Origin of the sequence: Mesorhizobium sp. LNHC221B00 (genome assembly GCF_000502935.1) — a bacterium.
GTDB classification, from domain to species: Bacteria; Pseudomonadota; Alphaproteobacteria; order Rhizobiales; family Rhizobiaceae; genus Mesorhizobium; species Mesorhizobium opportunistum.
In genome coordinates, this window is the sequence record NZ_AYWR01000013.1 from 21,168 (window position 1) to 40,313 (window position 19,146).

Consider the following 19,146-nt stretch of genomic DNA (forward strand, 5'->3'; position numbering starts at 1 on the left):
AAACGGCGCCCGCGACCTGAGAAAAGGTCGAGGGCGCCGCGCGGAAACCGGGCCTGCGGGGGTGTCAGGTAGCCGGTTTCTGTGGCAGTGGCGAGATCGGCATTCCAGGTCCGATCTTCTGCAGATTGCCTGTTATCACCTGGTCGCCTTCGGAGACGCCGCTCAGGATGGCCACCAGGTCGCCGCTGGTCGGCCCGAGCGAGACCAGCCGCTGGTCGACCGTGTTGCCCTTGCCGACGATGTAGAGATATTTGCCGAGCTGGCTCGAACCCAGCGCCGTCTGCGGCACCATCAGCGCATCGGGCTGTTGCTTGATATGCAGCCGCACGCGGACATATTGGCCAGGCTTGAGCGTGAACTTGGCGTTGCCGATCGTGGCGCGCGCGGTGATGGTGCCGGTCGAGTGGTCGACCGTGTTGTCGATGAAGGTGAGTTCGCCCTTCTGGCTGGTCTCAGTCTCGCCCGGAAGCAGCACCTCGACTTCGATCGGGCCGGCCGCGCGGGCCTGTTCGATCTCGGTCAGGTCCGTCTCGCTCGGATTGAAGGTGACGTAGATCGGGTCGAGCTGCACCAGCGTGTTGAGCACCGTGCCGGCGACGCTGACCAGCGTCCCGACCGAGGCCTGGTTGCGGCCCAGGCGCCCGTTGAACGGCGCGTGGATTTGCGAGTAGCTGAGGTTGAGTTGCGCCGTGCGCACCGCCGCCTGATTGAGCGCCAGCGACGCCTGTGCCTCGCGCAAGGTGCTGGTGCGCTGGTCGAAGCTGTCCTTGGCCAGATAGCCACTCTTGGCAAGTTCGCTACCACGTCCGAGATTGGATCGTGCATAGTCGAGCGTCGCCGTGTCGCGCTGGACCTGGGCTTGCGCCTGGTCGAGAGCGGCCTGGAAGTCGTCGGGCGAGATCTTGTAGAGAAGGTCGCCCTGCCGGACATCGGCGCCGTCTTGCGCCGTCTGTTCCTGCAGGTAGCCAGGCACACGCGCCTGCAGCGTGATGCTGCGGATCGGTTCGATCCGCGCGGCATAGTCGAGGTAGATCGGGATCGTCTTCTTGACGACGCTCGCCACCGGCACCGGCATGACGAACGCCGCCGGGGCGGGCGCCGCTCCGGCCGTGCCGGCATTGAGGCTCAAATTGCCCATGTCGAGCAGGTGAACGCTCGCCACCGAGATCGCGCCCAGCGCGACAGCCGTTCCCAAAGCGATTTTCCATTTACGCATGATCAGTCTCCAATCTTATTCGGCCGCTTCCGCCAGGGGAGGGAAGGCGGTTTCGGCAGTTGGTTCAGAATGTTGTGAGGCCGGCTCGCCGCTTTCGCGGCGTTCGCGCAGCTGTTCGATGACCGCGTAGAAGACCGGCACGAACACCAGCGACAGGATGGTCGCCGCGACCATGCCGCCAAACACGGTGGTGCCGATCGACTGGCGGCTCGATGCACCGGCGCCGGTCGCGAACATCAGCGGCAGCACGCCGAGGATGAAGGCGAAGGCCGTCATCAGGATCGGCCGCAGCCGCAGACGCGCGGCCTCCATCGCCGCCTCGACGATGCTGAGGCCCTCCTCGCGCCGCCGCCTGGCGAACTCGACGATCAGGATGGCATTCTTCGCCGCCAGTCCGATCAGCATGACGAAGCCGATCTGCGAATAGACGTCGATCTGCATGCCGCGCACCGAGAGCGCCGCGAAGGCGCCGAACAAGGCCAGCGGCACTGCCAGCAGCACCATGAACGGCATCGCCCAGCTCTCGTACTGCGCCGCCAGGATCAGGAAGACGAAGACGATGGCGAGGCCGAAGACGACCGATGCGATCGATCCTGCCTTGAGTTCCTGGAAGGTGATGCCGGTCCATTCGAAACCGAAATCCCTCGGCAGGGCCGTTGCGGCGGCCCGTTCCATGGCGGCGACCGCCTGGCCCGAGGAGAAGCCCGGTGCAGCACCGCCATTGATCGAGGCCGACGCATTGTTGTTGTAGTGCGGCACGGTTTCCGGCCCGACGAACGGCACCAGCTTGCCCAGCGTCGAGAGCGGCACCATGCCGCCGGAAGCATTGCGCACATAGAGCCGCGAAATGTCGGCGGCACCCGCGCGTGCGTCCTTGTCGGCCTGGATGGTCACCCGGAAGGTGCGGCCGAACAGGTTGAAGTCGTTCACGTAGAGCGAGCCGAGATAGATCTGCAGCGTGTTGAACACGTCAGGCAGGTTGAGGCCGAGCAGCTTCGCCTTGGAGCGGTCGAGGTCGTAGTTGAACTGCGGCGTCGACGTCGAGAACGGCGAGAACAGCTGCTGCGGATTGATTTCCGGCTGCTTGCGCGCCTCGGCGATCACGGCTTGCGTCGCGTCGTTGAGGGCCGTGCTGCCACGGCCGGTGAGATCCTCGACGACAAATTCGAAGCCGCCCGTGGTGCCGATACCAGGGATGGAAGGCGGATCGAAGCTCAGCGCGAAGGCCTCCGGAATCTGCATCAGCTTGCCGCGCACGTCGGCGACGAGCTTGGAGGCGCTCTGGTCGGGACCGCGTTCCTCCCAGGGTTTCAGGATGGCGAATTCGACCGCCGAGTTCGACTGCGCAGCACTGGTCAGGAAGTTCAGGCCGCTGATCGAGCCGACGATGTCGACGCCGGGCGTCGCCTGCAGGATGTCGCGCGCCTTCTGCGCCACCGCGTCGGTGCGTTCCAGCGAGGCGCCGTCGGGCAGCTGGATGACGACGAAGAAGTAGCCTTGGTCCTCGACCGGAAGGAAGGTCGAGGGCAGCTTCTGCCAGACAAAGTAGGTGGCGACCAGTCCGGCCGCGAACAGGCCGAGCATGATCCAGCGCAGGCGAATGAGGAAGCGCACGCCATGGGCGTAGGCGTGTGACAACCTGTCGAAGCCGCTGTTGAACCAGCGGAAGAGCACAAACTGGGTGCCCTGGCGATGGCGCAGGAAAGCGGCACTGAGCGCCGGGCTGAGCGTCAGCGAGTTGAAGGCGGAGATGCCGACCGAAATCGCCACCGTCAGCGCGAATTGGTTGTAAAGCCGCCCCGAGACGCCGGGGATGAAGGCGACCGGCACGAACACCGCCATCAGGACTGCGGTGGTGGCGATGATCGGGCCGGTGACTTCGGCCATGGCGGCCTTGGTCGCCGCCAGCGGTTTCAGCCCAGCCTCGAGCTGTCGTTCGACGTTCTCGACCACCACGATGGCGTCGTCGACTACAAGTCCGATCGCGAGCACCATGCCAAGCAGCGAGAGCATGTTGAGCGAGAAGCCGAGCATCTCCATGACCACAAGCGTCGCCACCAGCGAAACCGGGATGGCGATGGTCGGGATGATGGTCGTGCGCCAGCTCTGCAGGAAGACAAACACCACGGCGACGACCAGCACCAGGGCTTCGCCGAGCGTGATCAGCACGTCATGCATCGACGCCGAGACGAACCGCGTCGTGTCGTAGTGCATGGCGTAGGAAACGCCCTTGGGGAAACGGCCCGACAGCTCCTGCATCTTGTCCTTGACACGCTGCTGCAGATCGAGCGCGTTGGAGCCGGGCATCTGGTAAACGGCGAGCACCACGGTCGGATCCTTGCCGAAGAAGGCCGACGATGAATATTGCAGCGCGCCGAGCTCGATGCGGGCAACGTCGCGCAGCCGCACCAGCGAGCCGCTGTCGGTGTTGGCGCGCACGACGATGTCGCCGAATTCCTTCGGGTCGCTCAAGCGGCCGACGGCGTTGACCTGCATCTCGAAGGCGGTGCCGGCCGGGGCCGGCGACTGGCCGATCTTGCCGGCCGCCACCTGGACGTTCTGTTCGGCGATGGCATTCTGGACGTCGACGGCGGTGATGCCGAGATTGGCGAGCTTGTCCGGGTCGAGCCAGACGCGCATCGAATAGCGCCGCTCGCCGAAGATCTGCACGTCGCCGACGCCTTGCAGCCGCTTCAGCGGATCGACGACCTGCAGATAGGCAAGGTTCGAGAGCGCCACCGGATCGACGGAACTGTCGGGCGAGGTGAGGTTGACGATCAGAACGAAATTCGGGTTCTGCTTCTTGATCGTCACGCCGCCCTGGTTGACGATCGCTGGCAGCGACGAGGCCGCCTGCGAGACGCGGTTCTGGACGTCGACGGCGGCAGTGCTCAAGGAATAGCCGACGTCGAAGGTGATGGTGATGGTCGAGGAGCCGTCATTGGAACTCGTCGACGACATGTAGGTCATGCCTTGCACGCCGTTGATCTGCTGTTCCAGCGGCGTCGTCACCGTGTCGGCGACGACCTGCGCGCTGGCGCCCGGATAATGGGCGCTGACCACGACCTGAGGTGGCGTGATGTCGGGGAACTGCGAGACCGGCAGCAGGAAATAACAAATCGTCCCGGCGAGCACCATGATGATGGCGATCGCCGAGGCGAAGATCGGACGATGGATGAAAAAGTTTACCACGACACACATGCCTCGCCGGCTGCTCTTGCCCGGCCGAAGGCACTGGCAAGCCTGGACAGTTTTTGGCCGCGCTCGTCGCTGAACGCTTCCAGCGAACGCAGCAGCGGCACCTTGCGACGCTGCCCATTGGCAAGCGAGCGAAGCATTGTCTCGAAGGCGCGGGGATCGACCCCATCTGCTTTCATGACCAGCCGGATCATCGGATCCCGGACGGCCTCATCTATGGTAAGATCGCGGCGCTGTGGCATTGGCCGGCTCCTTGTCTGTCGATTCGCAGCCCATGCTCGCGAACCGTTTTTTCATCTCTTCACCGGCCGAGGCCGCATGATTGGCAGTTTTTTCACCCCTCGATCTGGCAGGACCAGTTCACGGTCTTGTTATTGACGACGGGCGACATAGGTGTTACCAGTAAGTAACATTTGCATAGTTACAGACCGGTAACACCCTAGTCAAGAGGTGGCCGAGGGTTTTTAGGAAACGAAAGGAGATCATGATGACAGACGGCGTCGTGGAGCGCCCTCGTCCCCGGGATCGGATCCTGGAGACGGCGCGTGACATGTTCCACAAGCATGGCATCAAGGGCGTTGGCGTCGACGCCATCACCGAAGCTGCCGGCACGAACAAGATGACGCTTTATCGTCACTTCGAATCCAAGGACGATCTGATCGTCGAATGCCTGCGCGCCAATGCGTCCAAGGCCGGCGCGATGTGGGAAACGTTCGAGGCCGAATTTCCGGGCGACAAGCTCGCGCAGCTTCACGCCTGGGTTCGCAAGGCGGCCGCCATGCTCAATGCCGATGGTCGCGGCTGCGACATGGCCAATGCCGCGGCCGAGCTGACCGAGCCCGACCATCCCGCCCGGCGTGTGATCAAGGAACTCAAGGAAGCCCAGCGCGAACGTCTTGTGGCGCTGTGCCGGGATGCCGGCATCGGCCAGTCCGAGCTTTTGGCCGATACGCTGTCACTGCTGTTCGAGGGCGCGCGTGTCAGCGTGCAGACCGTGGGCGCCGAAGGGCCGAGCGCGCAGTTCGTGCGCATGGCCGAGGGGCTGATTGTTTCCTTCCGGGGCACTGCCGCCAGCTGAAGTGAGCGGGTGCGCGCTCCATTCATATTGTCGTGCGATCTAGGCGATGCCTGGTGCCCTTTGGCGCCGGGCAGCACTGCAATTCCCAATTCCTGCCGGCGGAACGAAAAAAGCCCGCTGCCGGGAGGAGGTGGCAGCGGGCTCGATTTCGAATGTGGTGCGGGAGGAGGTGCACCCCACTCAGCGTCGGCATCGCATCTGGGAGGAGTAGATGGCCGACAACCAGAACCTACGAGTTGCCCAATGATTCGGCAACCATAAAAGTTGCATAGCAGGTGTGCAGAATTGCCGCAGCACCCGTCAATCCTCCTACAAATCCGAACAAAGCGGCCTTGCGCAAGCGTGCTAACCTATTGAACTGGCACGTTTTCCCTGAAGATCAGGCGCGGTTCGATGAATTTCCGGGTGAGATAGGGCGCCGATGAGGCAATCGAGCCAAGCAGGCGGATGACCGACTGTTCGGCGATCAGCCTGGCGTTCTGATCGATGACGACGTCGGCGAGGTCATCGACGAGATAGCCGCGTGTTTCCTTGGTCAGATCGTGGCAGATGAACACCGGCTTGCGATTTGGCCTGGCTTCCCGGATGGCTTTCGCAACGCCGGAGCGTCCGGCCCCGACACAATAGATGCCGAGCAGTTCCGGCTCGTTGCGCAGCGCCTTCATCGTCTCGGCATAGCTGACATCGGGCTCGTCATTGATCTCGACGGCGCTGCTGATGGTCAGGTTGGGAAACTCCTCGCCGAGCACGGAACGGAAGCCCATTTCGCGTTCCTCATGGCCGCGATACGAGCGCGAGCCGACGACCATCGCCAAGTGGCCCTCGCGGCCGCCGAGGAAGCGTCCCATCAAAAGCGCCGCCGTCCGTCCCGCCACGCGGTTGTCGATGCCGACATAGGCCGAGCGGGGAGCGGCCGGAATATCGGACACCAGCGTCACCAGGCGGATGCCGGTGTCGACGATGTCGCGCAGGATGTTGCGGGTTCGCGGATGGTCGATGGCGATGACACCGACGCCATTGGCCCGCAGCGACAGGTTCTCGACGGCTGTCTGCAGCGCGTTCGGCGATATGCCGGCAAGGTTGTGGATCCGGCACGAAGCGACGAGCGGCAGGCGCGATGCATAGTCTTCGATGTATCTTGCCAAATCCTGCATGAAGGCGTTCCTGCCGATCGGCAGAAAGAATTCGAGGTTTGCGGGCTTGGAGGGAAGCGTCACCTGGTCGGCGACCGGCAAATAGCCAAGCTGCTTGGCAGCCTCCATGACGCGCTGCCGGTTGGCGGCGCTGGCGCCCGGCCGATTGTTGAGCACCCGGTCGACCGTTGCCGTCGAGAGCCCGCAGGTTCTGGCGATATCGGAGACGGTGGCCTTCATGCCGCAATCCTATGCGCCGATGCCATGGCGCGCCAGACAGGTGACGTGGCGGGCGATGCGGTCTGAGTGGCGGGTGATCGCCTCCCATCACCGCTATGTCCGCTCGGCTGCTTCGACATGACGGCTTCCGCCCGTCCTCAGTGCGGCGGCTTGCCGTCGGCGATGGCGTCGCGGATTTCCTTGTCCGACATGCCGGTGATGATCCGTTCGACTTCCGCCACGGTTGTCGTCTTCGGGTCGATGTCGTCGGCAACCACCTTGCCCCTGCGCATGACGACGATGCGGTCGACCACCTGGAAGACGTGGTGGATGTTGTGCGCGATGAAGATGCAGGAATGGCCGGAATCGCGCGCGCTGCGCACGAAGCTCAGCACGCCCTGCGTTTCGGCGACGCCGAGATTGTTGGTCGGCTCGTCGAGGATGATGAGGTCGCTGTCGAAATGCATGGCGCGCGCGATCGCCACTGCCTGGCGCTCGCCGCCGGAGAGCGAGCCGATCGGCGTCGTCGGCGGGATGTTTTTCGAAATGCCGACCTGCTTGAGCAGGTCGCGGGCGACAATGTTCATCGCCTCCTGGTCCATGCGGTTGAGGAAGCGCGGCGGCTTGATCGGTTCGCGCCCGAGAAACAGATTGCGGGCAATCGACAGCTGCGTGACCAGCGCCGAGTCCTGGTAGATGGTCTCGATGCCGTGGGCGATGGCGTCGCTGGTGCTGCGCAGGGCGACCTTCTTGCCGCGGATGAAGATGTCGCCGCTGGTCAGCGGCACGGCGCCCGAGAGCACCTTGATCAGCGTCGACTTGCCGGCGCCATTGTCGCCGAGCAGGCCGACGATCTCGCGTTCGCTGACATGGAAGTTGGCGTCCTCGAGCGCCTGCACGCGGCCATAGGACTTGCGGATGTTCTGCATGCGGATCAGTGGCTCGGCCATGGTTCAAGTCCCTGCCTGGTGCCGGCGTTCCAGCCATGAATGAAGCGCCATCATGCCAAGGATGATCGCACCGATGAAGATATTGTAGGCCAGGCCGGGCACGCCGATCAGCACGATGCCATTGCGCATCACGCGCAGGATCAGGATGCCGAGCACGGTGCCGATGATGGTGCCGCGCCCGCCGGTCAATGCCGTGCCGCCGATCACCACCATGGCGATGACCTCGAGCTCATAGCCGGTGCCGCTGTTGGGGTTGGCCGCGGACGTGCGCAGCGAGGAGATGACGCCGGCAAGCGAGGCCATGACCGATGACAGCACGAACAGGCCGATCTTGACGCGGTTGACGTTGACGCCGCGGGCGCGCGCCGCGTTGGGATTGCCGCCCGCCGCCTGGATCCAGTTGCCGGTTCGGCTTTGCGTCAGCACGTAGCCGAGCGCGATCGCCGCGGCGATGAACCAGAACAGTGACATGTAGATGCGGAACGGTCCGATGAAGAAGTCGCCGACCAGCGCTTCCGCCAGCCAGCTGCCCTCGGCGCTCCAGGTGCGCTGCGGAAAGCCGTCGGTGATGAAAAGCGCGCTGCCGCGCACCACAAGCAACATGCCGAGCGTGACCAGGAAGGACGGAATCTTGAGCTGCGTGACGAACCAGCCATTGACCAGTCCGATCAGGGCGGCGACCAGCAGCGCGACGACGAAGCCCATCTCCAGCGAGGTGACGCCGGCATTGAACAGCGTCCACATCAGCACCGGCGAGAAACCGAACAGGGAACCGACGGAGAGGTCGAATTCGCCCGACGTCATCAGCAATGTCATCGCCAGCGCGATCAGACCGAGTTCTACCGTGAAGGCCAGCGTGTTGGAAATATTCTGCGGCGACAGGAAGTCGTGGTTGAAGCTCCAGAAAACGCCGATTTCGACGACCAGGAGCACGAAGGGACCGAATTCCGGCCGCGCGATCAGGCGTTGGACGAGCGAATGATTTTCCACTGATAACCCGCGACATGATTGGAAAGGCGAAGCGCTGCACCGGAGTCCAGCCAGGCTCGGCGAATGGACGGGCAGTCGCGACCGCGGGTGCGATCGCGACTGTCTCGGTCTCGGATCTTATTTGCCCGACAGGATCTTGTCGTAGACCTCGGCGGTGTCCTTTTCATAGAGCGCGCCGGTGATGACGTTGAAGCCCGGAGGAATGCCTGACGCGGCCATGTTGGCGAGCGAGAGCGCGACATAGCTGGTCGCCTGCGGGTCCTGCCACTGGCCGGCATTGACATAGCCGTTCAGCACTTCCTGCGTGGTGTCGAGCGAATTGCCCCAGCCGACGACCGGGATTTCGCCGGGCTTGACGCCGACCTGGTCGAACACCCGCTTGATCGATCCGGTGACGAGGTCGCCAAGGCCGATGATCGCCTTCACCTTGCCCTTGTGGGCGGTGAGATAGTCGACCATGCGGTTGATCACCTCGGCCTGGTCGAGCGTCGCTTCGGTCACTTCATAGGTGATGCCGAGCGGTCCGAAGACGCTCTTGATGCCTTCCTCTTCCTGGACGCCATAGGTGGCGCCGGGAATCTCGACCGGCATCCAGACGAAGTCGCCCTTCTTCACCAGGCCCTTGTCGACCAGATACTGCGCCCAATGCTTGCCGAAGGTGACGTTGTCGCCGCCGACATAGGCGTTGAAATTGGCCTTGGGATCGGGCGTGTTGAAGTTGATGATCGGGACGTTGGCCGCGCGGGCCTCCTTGACGATCTCGACAAGGCTGCCCGGGTCGGGGCTGGTGGTGACGATGCCGTCGGCCTTGGCGGAGAGGGCGGCGCGAACCGCTTCCTGCTGCGAGGCGACGTCGCCATTGTGGAATGAGGTGTTGACGGTGTTGCCGGTGTCCTTGGCCCATTGCTTGGCGCCGGCCAGGAAGTAGGTCCAGACCGGATCGGCCGGACCGCCATGTGAAATCCAGTAGAACGTCTTGGCCTGCGCCGCCGCCGGAACGAGCGTCAGCGCGACCAGCAGGCCGTAGAGCACAAGTCTCAGTCTTGTCAGCATTTGATTTCCTCCCGGTTGAAGATGATCCGTCCCTTGTTCCGGCGTCAGCCGGATTGCGTCTTTTGCCAGCGCCGCTCGGATGCCTCAGAGCATTCCCTTTTTCGACGGATGGCAAGCCTCCATCTGCAGATGTAGTTGTCGGCTGACGCGGCGCCATCAGCGGCCCCATCAGATTGCATCAGTTGGGACGGTTTTCCCGGGCAGCCGGATGATTGGCGTCGTGGCTCAGCCGAGTGGCCCCACAAGCGATAGCTGCCTTTCAGGACCAGGCCGCTTGAAGAAACCGCTAGATCAGGCCGGCCTTGGCGAGGTCGCGCATCAAATGGCTGGCGCCGTAGGTCCAGTGCGGGCAATCGGGCGACAGCCGCACCCGGTTGACCAGCGCGCCGAATTTCTCCGACGAGATGGTGACGATGTCGCCGACCTTGTGGGTAAAACCCTTGCCCTTTTCGCCGCGGTCCTTCGAGGGCACGAACATGGTGCCGAGATAAAGCGCCAGCCCGTCCGGATACTGGTGGTGAGGGCCCATGGCGGCGGCAACCAGTTCTTCCGGCGAGCGGCTGATCTCGGCCATCGAGCTCGCGCCCTCCAGCGAGAACCCGTCCTCGCCTTCGACCTTCAGCCGCACGACCGCGTTCTTCACGTCGGCGATCGTGAACGTGTCGTCGAACAGGCGGAGGAAGGGGCCGAGCGATGCGGAGGCGTTGTTGTCCTTGGCCTTGCCGAGCAGCAGCGCCGAACGCCCTTCAACGTCGCGCAGATTGACGTCGTTGCCGATGGTGGCGCCGACGATCCTGCCGCTCGAGGCGGCGATCATGGCAATCTCCGGCTCCGGATTGTTCCAGGTCGACACCGGATGCAGGCCGACATCGGCGCCGAAGCCGACCGAGGCCATCGGCTGGCATTTGGTGAAGATCTCGGCATCGGGGCCGATGCCCACTTCCAGATATTGCGACCAGGCGCCGCGCGCGATGAGCTTGGCTTTGATCTCCATGGCTTCCGGCGAACCGGGCTTGAGCTTCGAAAGGTCGTGGCCGATCAGCCCGGCAATGTCGGCGCGGATGGCGTCGGCCTTTTCCGCCGAGCCGCGCGCCTGTTCCTCGATCACCCGTTCGAGCAGGCTGACGACAAAGGTCACGCCCGACGCCTTCACCGCCTGCAAGTCGGCGGGAGACAGCAAATACGGCTTGGCCGGGTCGCGCGCGGTCTCGAAACTATTGGCGGCGATGTCGTCGAGCGAGCCGATCGGCTTGCCCTTGGCCGAGCGCACGTGCTTTGCCGGATCGGCCATTTCGCAGACATCGCGCACGGTCGGCGCCGTGCTCGACGTGATGTCGAAGACGGTGCCGTCACGCACCGTGACCACCATCGGATGCGAGGCATCGCGGCTGCCGGCGCGCCCGACAAACAGGCCTTCGGCCGGCAGATGTGTCAGGTTGGTCATGGCGTTGGGTCCTCCGAATGGTCGAAAATGCGCTTGGCCGGATCGGCGCGGCACTTTCACCGGATTCCCCTCAAAGGTCTATCCCGTCATTGGCAATCCAAAGGTGCCGCGTTCGGTTGTGAGAGTTTCAACTCTCCAAGGCCGCGTCTTATGCCGTGAAAACTGAAGCGCTTGTTCAAGAGTGTGAAATGCACGCGGCCGTGAAGAACGGAAGCCCTGCCAAAGCTCCCGCCGGGGGATTTCGCTTGACAGTTTCATAAATATGAAAAAGTCTCAGTTAATTTCAAAAACCGAGCAGGTCGATGTCGACCCTTGTTGCAAACCAGATGCCAGAGGCCCGGTCTTCATCGGGCTTCAGCTTCGCCATGCTGTTGCCGGGCGCGGCCGTCACCTTCCTGCTGATCCTGTTTGCGCTCGGCCTCGTGCTTTTCCTCGCCTTCCGCAACAATGACGGCTCTCTTCTAGGCGCCGGCTTCAGCCTATCCAACTTCGCCACCGTCATCTCCGATCCGCTCTACTGGACGGTGACGCTGCGCTCGCTGGTGATTGCCGCGCTGGTCACGGCGGCCACGGTCGTCACTGCCTATCCCGTCGCCTACTATCTCGCCTTCCACGCCGGGCGGCGGCGCGGTCTGCTCTTGTTCCTGGTGACGCTGCCGTTCTGGACCAGCTATCTCCTGCGCGTCTTCGCCTGGAAGATCGTGCTCGCCTACAATGGCGTGTTGAACTCGGCGCTGATCGAAACCGGCATCTGGTCCGAGCCGACGCTGGCCTTTCTCAACACGCCGGCCGCTGTCGTCGTCACGCTCGCTCATGCTTACGCGCCATTCGCCATCCTGCCGATCTATGTGGCGCTGGACACCATCCCGAAATCGCTGATCGAGGCCGCTTCCGATCTCGGCGCGCGGCCGTTCACCTCCTTCCGCCGGGTCGTGCTGCCCAATTCGATGCCGGGCGTGCTGGCCGCCGCGCTCGTCGTCTTCGTGCCGACGGTCGGCGACTATGTCACGCCGGCGCTCGTCGGCGGCCCGGCCTCCACGATGATCGGCACGCTGATCCAGGCTGAGTTCGGCAAGGCCAATGACTGGCCGTTTGGGGCAGCGCTCTCCGTAGCCGTCATGCTGGTGATCCTGGCCGTGGTGCTGGTCGCGCGTTTCACCGACCGCAGATTTGGCAGCCGCACATGAGCGCGCGCGCGCACGGTGGCGGCCGCTGGCTTGGCGTCTACGTCGTCGCCTATCTGGTTTTCCTCTATCTGCCGGTGCTGCTGATCCCGCTGTTTTCCTTCAACGACTCGATCCAGGCGGCGTTTCCGCTGCAAGGCTTCACCTTGCAATGGTACGCGACTTTGTACGGCAATTCGGCGCTGTCCGGCGCGCTCGTCAACAGTCTCGTCATCGGCATCATTGCCGCCAAGGGCGCCACGCTGTGCGGCATCACCGTGTCCTATATGGACCTCTATGGCCGCTCGCCGCTTGCCGCCACCATCAGCGCCATTGCCCGGCTCCCGATCCTGATTCCGGGCGTCATCGTCGGCATATCGCTGCTGATCCTGATCAACCTCATCGGCCTCGGGCCGTCGCGCATCGCCATCGTGCTCGGCCACATACTGGTGGCGCTGCCGACGACCGTGGTGATCATGCGCAGCCGCTTCGCCGCCATCCCGAAAACCATTCGCGAGGCCGCCCTCGACCTCGGCGCGTCCGACTGGATGACGTTCCGGCGGGTGATGCTGCCGCTCAGCCTGCCGGCCATCGTTTCGGCCTTCATGCTGGCCTTCCTGATCTCGTTCGACGAATTCATCGTCGTCTTCTTCCTTGCCGGCACCGAGCCGACGCTGCCGCTCTACATCTGGAGCCAGCTGCGGTTTCCGAAGTCGCTGCCGACGGTCATGGCGCTGGGCACATCGATCCTGGCGGTGTCCTTCGTCATCGCCGGCCTTGCCGAAATCCTGCGCCATCGCGGCCTGTCCGCGACAGCGCCACGACCCGCGAATCCATCACAACCAAAACAAACCAAGAGAGGAGAACTGCAATGGCATTCGACCTGATATCCGGCGACCTGATATCCGGAAAGACGGCCCGGGCCGGCCTCGCCGCTTTGGCGTTGGCGCTGTCGTCGACCGTCGCTTTCGCCGGCGACAAGCTGCAATATTTCACCTGGTCGGGCTATGAACTGCCCGACTTCAACAAGAGTTTCCTCGCCGCGCACCCCGATGGCGTCGAGGCTTCCATATTCGGTGACGACGATGACGCCTTCACCAAGGTCAAGGCCGGCTTCCGTCCCGATATCGCGCATCCCTGCTACGACAAGGTGGCGCGCTGGAACAAGGAAGGCCTGCTGCAGCCGATCGACACCAAGCGCATCAAGAACTGGGATTCGATCTTCCCGGTGTTCAAGAACCTGCCCGATCTGCAGGCCGGCGACGGCAAGGTCTGGATGGTCCCGTGGGACTGGGGCAACACCTCGATCCTCTACCGCACCGATCTGGTGAAGAACCCGGAAGCGAGCTGGAACCTGCTGTGGGACAAGCAGTATGCCGGCCGCATGGCGACCATCGACGCCGTGCATGACACGCCGATCGTTGCCGCGCTTCTGGCCGGCGTCAATCCGTTCGACATGACGCCGGAGCAAATGGACAAGGTGGCGGCGAAACTGCGCGAGCAGCGTCCGCTGCTCTCCAATTACACAACCGACATGACCTCGGTCGAACAGGCCTTGGCCAGCGGCCAGCTGGTCGCCGCCATGACCTGGAATGCATCGGCCACCTCGCTGAAGAAGCAGGGCGTGCCGGTCGAGTTCATGAAACCGAAGGAAGGCATGCTGACCTGGGCCTGCGGCTTCGTCATGCTCAAGGACGCCAAGAATGTCGACCTCGCCTACGATTTCATCAACAGCCGGCTGGATGCCGAGTCCGGCAAATACCTGATCGAGTCTTATGGCTACGGCAGCTCGCTCTCGACCGCTTTCGCCGGCGTGACGAAGGAGGAGCTGGACAAGCTGCAGCTGCCGTCCGATCCGGAAGTGATGCTGAAAAGCACGATCTTCACCGGGCCGATGAAACAGAATGACGATATGGCCAAGATGTTCGAAAAGGTGAAGGCGGGCGGGTGAGGCTGGTTCTTCCTTCTCCCCTTGTGGGAGAAGGTGGATCGGCGCGCAGCGCCGAGACGGATGAGGGGTGTTCCAGGGAACGCCAACGTCTCACTCCGCTGGAACACCCCTCATCCGTCGCCTTCGGCGACACCTTCTCCCACAAGGGGAGAAGGGGGAGCCTAGCGGCGCTGCGCCACGTCGATTGAGAAGACTACGAGGACCCACACATGGATATGCTGGACGATGCAACCGAGAAGCCCAAGGACGATGCAGACGTCCGCGTTGGCCGGCGGGTGCGGGCGCTGCGGCTGGAGCGCGGCCTTTCGCTGGCCGAACTGGCGGCAAAAGCCGGAGTGTCGATCGGTGCGCTGAGCCAGATCGAGCGAGGCATGTCATCGCTGCGTGTCAAGGTGATCTGGCCGCTTGCGGCAGCACTCGACATCGAGCCGTCGGCGCTGATCGCCGACGGCAACGACGCAGTCAATGATCTCTATTGCGTGCGCGCCAACAGCCGCCGCGCGATTCCCGTCAAATCCGAAGGCATCGCCAAGGCGCTGCTGTCGCCGCCAGGCGCGACGCTGACCGGCATGCTGGTGACCGTGGAGGCCAATGGCGGCACGGCGGAAGCCTATGCGCATGCCGGCCATGAATTCGGCTATGTGCTGGCGGGCGAGGTCGAACTGGTGGTGGATTCGACAAAATACGTGCTGAAGAGCGGCGACAGCTTTGCCTTCAAGAGCACGCTTTTGCATGCCTTTCGCAATCCCGGCGCCGAGCAATGCCAGATCCTCTGGGTCAATACCACGAAACCGTCCGAGGTTCGCGATGGCGCCTGATCGTCTTGTGCGGCTGCAGGCGATCTCGAAGATCTTTCCCGGCGGCATCGTCGGGCTCGACGCCGTCGATCTCGACATTGTCAGCGGCGAGTTCATTACGCTGCTCGGGCCATCGGGTTGCGGCAAGACCACCAGCCTGCGCGTCATCGCCGGCTTCGAAAGCCCGTCGAGCGGCAAGGTGCTGCTTGACGGGCGCGACATCACGGCGCTTCGGCCTTTCGACCGGCCGGTCAACACCGTGTTCCAGGATTATGCGCTGTTTCCGCACATGAACGTCGCCGAAAATGTCGGCTTCGGCCTGTCGCTGCGCAAGCTCTCCGGTAGCGAGCAGGCAAAACGCGTCGGCGAAGCCTTGGACATGGTCGGTCTCGCCGACAAGCTTCGCGCCCGCGTCTTGGAATTGTCGGGCGGCCAGCGCCAGCGCGTGGCACTTGCCCGTGCCATCGTCTGCGAGCCGCGCGTGCTGCTGCTCGACGAGCCGCTGTCGGCGCTGGATGCACATCTGCGCGAACAGATGCAGGTGGAATTGAAGCGGCTGCAATCGCGGCTCGGCACCACCTTCGTCATGGTCACCCACGACCAGACCGAGGCGCTGTCGATCTCCGACCGCATCGTCGTCATGAACAAGGGCCGCATCGAGCAGATCGCGCCGCCGGCGACACTCTATGACCGGCCGGCCACGAAGTTCGTAGCGAGCTTCATCGGCACCATGAACCTCCTGCAGTCGCGGTTTATCGGCCGCGATGGCGATCGCCTGCGTTTCACCGCCGGAACGCTGGCGCTGGAAGCCATTTCTGAAACCGGCCAGGCACCCGGCGAAGGCGATGTGCGCACCATTGGCGTGCGTCCCGAGGATTTGCTGGCGATGACCGAGGCCGCGCCGGGCACGGCGCCGGCGCGCGTCAACAGCATCGTCTTTCACGGCCGCACGCTGCGCCTGCACGCCGAACTCGGGCAGGGCGCTCCTGTTGTCATCGATGCGCCACGCCAGGCAGAGGGTTTTCAATTCAAGGTCGGCGACATGGCTCACATCAGCCTGCGCCGTGGCGCCAGCTGCCCTATGCTCTCGAGCTAGCCTCTTCCACCTTCCCAAGGTCGCTGCACGGTGCGCGCGGGGCGGTCGAACGACATGTGAAAAAATGGCCATGGAACTAAGCGGCAATTGACTAAAATAGGAAGATACTCCTAATTTGGTTGATGCCGGAATTGAGCAGCCGACCGCGCCGAAATGTGCAAACGCTATGCCTCGCGCACGAAGTGGGGCAACTCATTCGTGTCCGATGCCGGCACTGCAACATCACCCGGCACTATCTACCCGGCGACCTTGCAAAGCTTGTCGGTGACATTCCCTTTTGGGACGTCGAACGGCATATGCGGTGCGAGCGCTGCAAGCTCCGCGAGCTTGATGCCGACATAGTCTTGCCGAGCGCTGCTGAGCGCCTGAAAATTCGTGTTAGACGTCTTGTCGAAATTCGCATGGTCCGCCGAGTGATCTGGCGAGACGACGATTGAAAAGGCTGCTGCCAAGCCCGATCCTGTAGCCTAGAAAAGAGACCCTTGGACCGGAGCCTGTTGCGGAAACTTGATTTGTGTGGCTGGCTTCTCGACGATCATCAACGCATCGTCTGGCGCGGTCCGCTGCAAATACCGTGCTTCTGACCACGGCGCTGTCAGCCAAGCCTCCGTCTCTTCCGACGTCGTAAGGATCACGGGCATAGCCTTCTCGTGAATTGGCGCGACGATTGCATTGGGCTTGGTGGTCATGAATGCGTACAACTCGAAGTCACCAGGACCATCCTTGACCTTCCGAACCCCCTGCCAAGGGGTCCAGAAACCAGCGAAGAAGAATAAGGGTCGGCTTTCGTCACGGGCAAACCAAAAATTGCGCTGGATCCCTGTTTCCGGGTCCTTGTCGCTCGGGGTAGGGCTGGGTTCGGCAAAGCTGGTCACCGGCACGACGCATCGATTCTCGACGCTCACAAACTGTTGCCAGTGCGAGTATTGCGGATTGCGAACGTTCGTGGTGCCATAGTCTGCCTTGCCTTTCATGCGCTCAGGCGGCGTTGGCAAACCCCAAAGCAGCTTAGCTAACTCACGCTTCCCATCTGGCGTGTTGCGAACGACCGGGCCGGCCTGATTTGGATAGATGTCGACCGAAGGTTCAAGGTTGCCGATGACGTCGCGCAATGTGCGTGTCCATTGGCGGACCGCCTCTTGCGTTGTGGTGATGTTGTAGAGGTTGCACATCCAACTAGAATTACGGAATTGGCTTCTGTCCGCAACCTGCGAGAGCCACTCTGCCCGGCATCACCGTCCTGACACGGATTGTCAGCTACGACTGGCCCGGCAGTGGCAGGTCACCAGGCTGTCCCCTATTTGCTATGCGTCGGAACAGGAGGAACACAAATGACTATCGCGGAAATTGCCAAGGACTTCACCGAACGCCTCAAGCAGGGTGACAATGAGGGTGCTGCCGAAAAGTACAATGCCGACGACATCGCCAGTTACGAAGCCATGGAGGGACCGATGGCCGTCAGCCACGGCAAGGAGGCTCTCAGGCAGAAGAGCCAGTGGTGGCAGGAGAACAACGAAGTGCATGGCGGTTTAGTTGAGGGCCCCTATGTCAACGGCGACCAGTTCGCAGTGCGCTTCAAGTTCGACATAACGCCCAAGGCCACTGGCGAGCGTGTCACCATGGATGAGGTTGGTCTGTACACGGTCAAGAACGGCAAGATCACCGAAGAGCGTTTCTACTATTGACGCCGGAAACGGCTTCCGGGAGCCCGCTCTCTTCGCGGCAGGGTTAAGATAAATATGGCGGCCTGGACGACGCCCTGGCCGCCATGTGCATCCGTCCACACCAGGCGTTCGTCGAGATAGCAGGAATGGCGGTCGTTGACTTCTTTGCCGTTGGATGACTGCATGCGCCGCGGGACGGATTCGACGGTCAGCCCCTGGGAAGCACGCTTTGACGATCACCATGTACGGCATCACCAACTGCGACACGATCAAGAAGGCGCGCGTCTGGCTGGAGGGCCATGACGTGCCGTACCGGTTCCACGACTACCGGGCCGAAGGGATCGAGGCCGGCAAGCTAAATAGCTGGGTCGGCAAGGTCGGCTGGGAAAAGCTGCTCAACAAGGGCAGCACGACGTTTCGCGAACTGCCGGATAAGGACAAGCAAGATCTTGACGAGAAGAAGGCCAAGGCGCTGATGCTGGCCAAGCCAACGATGATCAAGCGGCCGGTGCTTGAGGTGGGGGATCGGATTCTGGTCGGATTCAAGCCTGATGTTTATGAGCAGGCGGTGAAGTAAGCAGCGAGACGGCAACGCTGCCAATCTCCCCCCTTGCGGGGGAGATGGCCGGCAGGCCAGAGGGGGGTGTGAAGGATCGCCACCCCAACGAGATTCGTTCTTACGAAAACCTATCTCGAGTCGCTACGATTGATTGATAGGCTGGAGGGACAGCACCCCCCTCTGCCCTGCCGGGCATCTCCCCCGCAAGGAGGGAGATCAGATGTCGCCTCGGCTTTCGCCAATCGCCAACGCTGCAAAACGAAGCCGTCAACCCGCGCGCAAATACCCCGCCAGCGCCACCGCATTGTTATGCGCCTCATCATGCGCGCCGTAGAGCAGCGTCACCTTGCCGTCGCCAAGCAGTCCACGCAGTTGCGCCACCGCCTCGCCATTGCCGTCCAGCTCGGCGCGATACCGCTTCTGAAACTCGGCCCAGCGCGCCGGCTCATGGCCGAACCATTTGCGCAACTCGTCGCTCGGCGCGATGTCCTTCAGCCACAGCGTCAGCGCGGCGTCCTTCTTGCTGACGCCGCGCGGCCATACCCGATCGACGAGAACCCGCTGCCCGTCATCGGAAGCGGGTGGTTCATAGATCCGCTTGACCTCCAGGTCGAAAGCCATCCGACCCTCCGTGC

Annotated in this window: 19 protein-coding genes; 8 read left to right on the top strand and 11 right to left on the bottom strand. The window is 62.9% G+C overall.

Annotated elements, in window-relative coordinates; all coding sequences use genetic code 11:
• Nucleotides 1-64: 64 nt before the first annotated feature.
• From X741_RS149340 to X741_RS149330, 3 genes are read right to left on the bottom strand one after another with little or no spacing between them, the layout of a single operon-like run.
• A complete protein-coding gene (locus X741_RS149340; RefSeq protein ID WP_023778615.1) occupies nt 65-1,216 on the bottom strand; it encodes an efflux RND transporter periplasmic adaptor subunit in 1,152 nt (383 codons plus the stop codon).
• Nucleotides 1,217-1,231: 15 nt separating this feature from the next.
• Nucleotides 1,232-4,417 (bottom strand): multidrug efflux RND transporter permease subunit, encoded by a 3,186-nt coding sequence (locus tag X741_RS149335; RefSeq protein WP_031250196.1) that lies wholly within the window; start codon nt 4,415-4,417, stop codon nt 1,232-1,234.
• Nucleotides 4,402-4,656: a hypothetical protein gene (locus X741_RS149330; RefSeq protein WP_023778617.1), complete on the bottom strand. Its 255-nt coding sequence runs from the start codon at nt 4,654-4,656 to the stop codon at nt 4,402-4,404. Before X741_RS149330 ends, X741_RS149335 begins: the two co-directional genes overlap by 16 nt.
• A gap of 245 nt (nt 4,657-4,901) precedes the next feature.
• Between X741_RS149330 and X741_RS149325 the strand changes: the two genes are divergently transcribed.
• Nucleotides 4,902-5,492, top strand: a complete 591-nt coding sequence (locus tag X741_RS149325; RefSeq protein WP_023778618.1) for a TetR/AcrR family transcriptional regulator — start codon at nt 4,902-4,904, stop codon at nt 5,490-5,492.
• Between the two features lie 350 nt (nt 5,493-5,842).
• Here X741_RS149325 and X741_RS149320 read toward each other — a convergent pair whose 3' ends face one another.
• From X741_RS149320 to X741_RS149300, 5 genes are all read right to left on the bottom strand, one after another.
• Nucleotides 5,843-6,865, bottom strand: a complete 1,023-nt coding sequence (locus X741_RS149320) for a LacI family DNA-binding transcriptional regulator (protein ID WP_023778619.1) — start codon at nt 6,863-6,865, stop codon at nt 5,843-5,845.
• A 137-nt stretch (nt 6,866-7,002) separates the two neighbouring features.
• Nucleotides 7,003-7,794 carry an ATP-binding cassette domain-containing protein gene (locus tag X741_RS149315; protein WP_023778620.1) on the bottom strand — a complete coding sequence of 264 codons (792 nt, stop codon included), beginning with the start codon at nt 7,792-7,794 and terminating at the stop codon, nt 7,003-7,005.
• A 3-nt stretch (nt 7,795-7,797) separates the two neighbouring features.
• Complete coding sequence (locus X741_RS149310; protein WP_023778621.1) at nt 7,798-8,784, bottom strand: ABC transporter permease; 987 nt, start codon at nt 8,782-8,784, stop codon at nt 7,798-7,800.
• A 117-nt stretch (nt 8,785-8,901) separates the two neighbouring features.
• Nucleotides 8,902-9,837, bottom strand: coding sequence for a substrate-binding domain-containing protein (locus X741_RS149305; protein WP_013896746.1), 936 nt, complete (start codon nt 9,835-9,837; stop codon nt 8,902-8,904).
• A 286-nt stretch (nt 9,838-10,123) separates the two neighbouring features.
• Nucleotides 10,124-11,281, bottom strand: a complete 1,158-nt coding sequence (locus X741_RS149300) for a fumarylacetoacetate hydrolase family protein (protein ID WP_023778622.1) — start codon at nt 11,279-11,281, stop codon at nt 10,124-10,126.
• Between the two features lie 302 nt (nt 11,282-11,583).
• Between X741_RS149300 and X741_RS149295 the strand changes: the two genes are divergently transcribed.
• The 5 genes from X741_RS149295 to X741_RS149275 all read left to right on the top strand — a co-directional run bounded on the left by X741_RS149295 (nt 11,584) and on the right by X741_RS149275 (nt 16,288).
• Entirely contained in the window at nt 11,584-12,468 is an 885-nt protein-coding gene (locus X741_RS149295; protein ID WP_023778623.1) for an ABC transporter permease, read from the top strand.
• A complete protein-coding gene (locus X741_RS149290; protein ID WP_023778624.1) occupies nt 12,465-13,331 on the top strand; it encodes an ABC transporter permease in 867 nt (288 codons plus the stop codon). The genes X741_RS149295 and X741_RS149290 overlap by 4 nt, the downstream gene beginning before the upstream one ends.
• Nucleotides 13,316-14,395 (top strand): ABC transporter substrate-binding protein, encoded by a 1,080-nt coding sequence (locus X741_RS149285; protein ID WP_023778625.1) that lies wholly within the window; start codon nt 13,316-13,318, stop codon nt 14,393-14,395. Before X741_RS149290 ends, X741_RS149285 begins: the two co-directional genes overlap by 16 nt.
• Nucleotides 14,396-14,604: 209 nt before the next feature.
• Nucleotides 14,605-15,213, top strand: a complete 609-nt coding sequence (locus X741_RS149280; RefSeq protein WP_023778626.1) for a cupin domain-containing protein — start codon at nt 14,605-14,607, stop codon at nt 15,211-15,213.
• The gene (locus tag X741_RS149275; protein ID WP_023778627.1) at nt 15,203-16,288 is read left to right on the top strand and encodes an ABC transporter ATP-binding protein; all 1,086 of its coding nucleotides are present in this window, start codon (nt 15,203-15,205) and stop codon (nt 16,286-16,288) included. The genes X741_RS149280 and X741_RS149275 overlap by 11 nt, the downstream gene beginning before the upstream one ends.
• A 236-nt stretch (nt 16,289-16,524) precedes the next feature.
• Here the strand turns inward: X741_RS149275 and X741_RS1000000170430 are convergent, their stop codons facing one another.
• The gene (locus tag X741_RS1000000170430) at nt 16,525-16,740 is read right to left on the bottom strand and encodes a hypothetical protein (RefSeq protein WP_023778628.1); all 216 of its coding nucleotides are present in this window, start codon (nt 16,738-16,740) and stop codon (nt 16,525-16,527) included.
• A gap of 15 nt (nt 16,741-16,755) precedes the next feature.
• Nucleotides 16,756-17,460 carry an SOS response-associated peptidase gene (locus X741_RS149265; RefSeq protein ID WP_023764561.1) on the bottom strand — a complete coding sequence of 235 codons (705 nt, stop codon included), beginning with the start codon at nt 17,458-17,460 and terminating at the stop codon, nt 16,756-16,758.
• Nucleotides 17,461-17,619: 159 nt separating this feature from the next.
• Between X741_RS149265 and X741_RS149260 the strand changes: the two genes are divergently transcribed.
• Entirely contained in the window at nt 17,620-17,973 is a 354-nt protein-coding gene (locus X741_RS149260) for a SnoaL-like domain-containing protein (RefSeq protein WP_023764560.1), read from the top strand.
• A gap of 208 nt (nt 17,974-18,181) precedes the next feature.
• Nucleotides 18,182-18,529, top strand: coding sequence for an ArsC family reductase (locus X741_RS149255; protein WP_023778629.1), 348 nt, complete (start codon nt 18,182-18,184; stop codon nt 18,527-18,529).
• Nucleotides 18,530-18,778: 249 nt separating this feature from the next.
• Here the strand turns inward: X741_RS149255 and X741_RS149250 are convergent, their stop codons facing one another.
• Nucleotides 18,779-19,132, bottom strand: coding sequence for a DUF488 domain-containing protein (locus X741_RS149250; protein WP_023778630.1), 354 nt, complete (start codon nt 19,130-19,132; stop codon nt 18,779-18,781).
• Nucleotides 19,133-19,146: the final 14 nt, after the last annotated feature.

What these genes read in the sequence shown, in the direction of transcription:
- X741_RS149260 (WP_023764560.1), top strand. Translation starts at nt 17,620, where the DNA reads ATGACTATCGCGGAAATTGCCAAGGACTTCACCGAACGCCTCAAGCAG.
- X741_RS149330 (WP_023778617.1), bottom strand. Translation starts at nt 4,656, where the DNA reads ATGCCACAGCGCCGCGATCTTACCATAGATGAGGCCGTCCGGGATCCG.
- X741_RS149305 (WP_013896746.1), bottom strand. Translation starts at nt 9,837, where the DNA reads ATGCTGACAAGACTGAGACTTGTGCTCTACGGCCTGCTGGTCGCGCTG.
- X741_RS149340 (WP_023778615.1), bottom strand. Translation starts at nt 1,216, where the DNA reads ATGCGTAAATGGAAAATCGCTTTGGGAACGGCTGTCGCGCTGGGCGCG.
- X741_RS149250 (WP_023778630.1), bottom strand. Translation starts at nt 19,132, where the DNA reads ATGGCTTTCGACCTGGAGGTCAAGCGGATCTATGAACCACCCGCTTCC.
- X741_RS149335 (WP_031250196.1), bottom strand. Translation starts at nt 4,417, where the DNA reads ATGTGTGTCGTGGTAAACTTTTTCATCCATCGTCCGATCTTCGCCTCG.
- X741_RS149275 (WP_023778627.1), top strand. Translation starts at nt 15,203, where the DNA reads ATGGCGCCTGATCGTCTTGTGCGGCTGCAGGCGATCTCGAAGATCTTT.
- X741_RS149320 (WP_023778619.1), bottom strand. Translation starts at nt 6,865, where the DNA reads ATGAAGGCCACCGTCTCCGATATCGCCAGAACCTGCGGGCTCTCGACG.
- X741_RS149300 (WP_023778622.1), bottom strand. Translation starts at nt 11,281, where the DNA reads ATGACCAACCTGACACATCTGCCGGCCGAAGGCCTGTTTGTCGGGCGC.
- X741_RS149280 (WP_023778626.1), top strand. Translation starts at nt 14,605, where the DNA reads ATGGATATGCTGGACGATGCAACCGAGAAGCCCAAGGACGATGCAGAC.
- X741_RS149325 (WP_023778618.1), top strand. Translation starts at nt 4,902, where the DNA reads ATGACAGACGGCGTCGTGGAGCGCCCTCGTCCCCGGGATCGGATCCTG.
- X741_RS149290 (WP_023778624.1), top strand. Translation starts at nt 12,465, where the DNA reads ATGAGCGCGCGCGCGCACGGTGGCGGCCGCTGGCTTGGCGTCTACGTC.
- X741_RS149315 (WP_023778620.1), bottom strand. Translation starts at nt 7,794, where the DNA reads ATGGCCGAGCCACTGATCCGCATGCAGAACATCCGCAAGTCCTATGGC.
- X741_RS149295 (WP_023778623.1), top strand. Translation starts at nt 11,584, where the DNA reads ATGTCGACCCTTGTTGCAAACCAGATGCCAGAGGCCCGGTCTTCATCG.
- X741_RS149265 (WP_023764561.1), bottom strand. Translation starts at nt 17,460, where the DNA reads ATGTGCAACCTCTACAACATCACCACAACGCAAGAGGCGGTCCGCCAA.
- X741_RS149285 (WP_023778625.1), top strand. Translation starts at nt 13,316, where the DNA reads ATGGCATTCGACCTGATATCCGGCGACCTGATATCCGGAAAGACGGCC.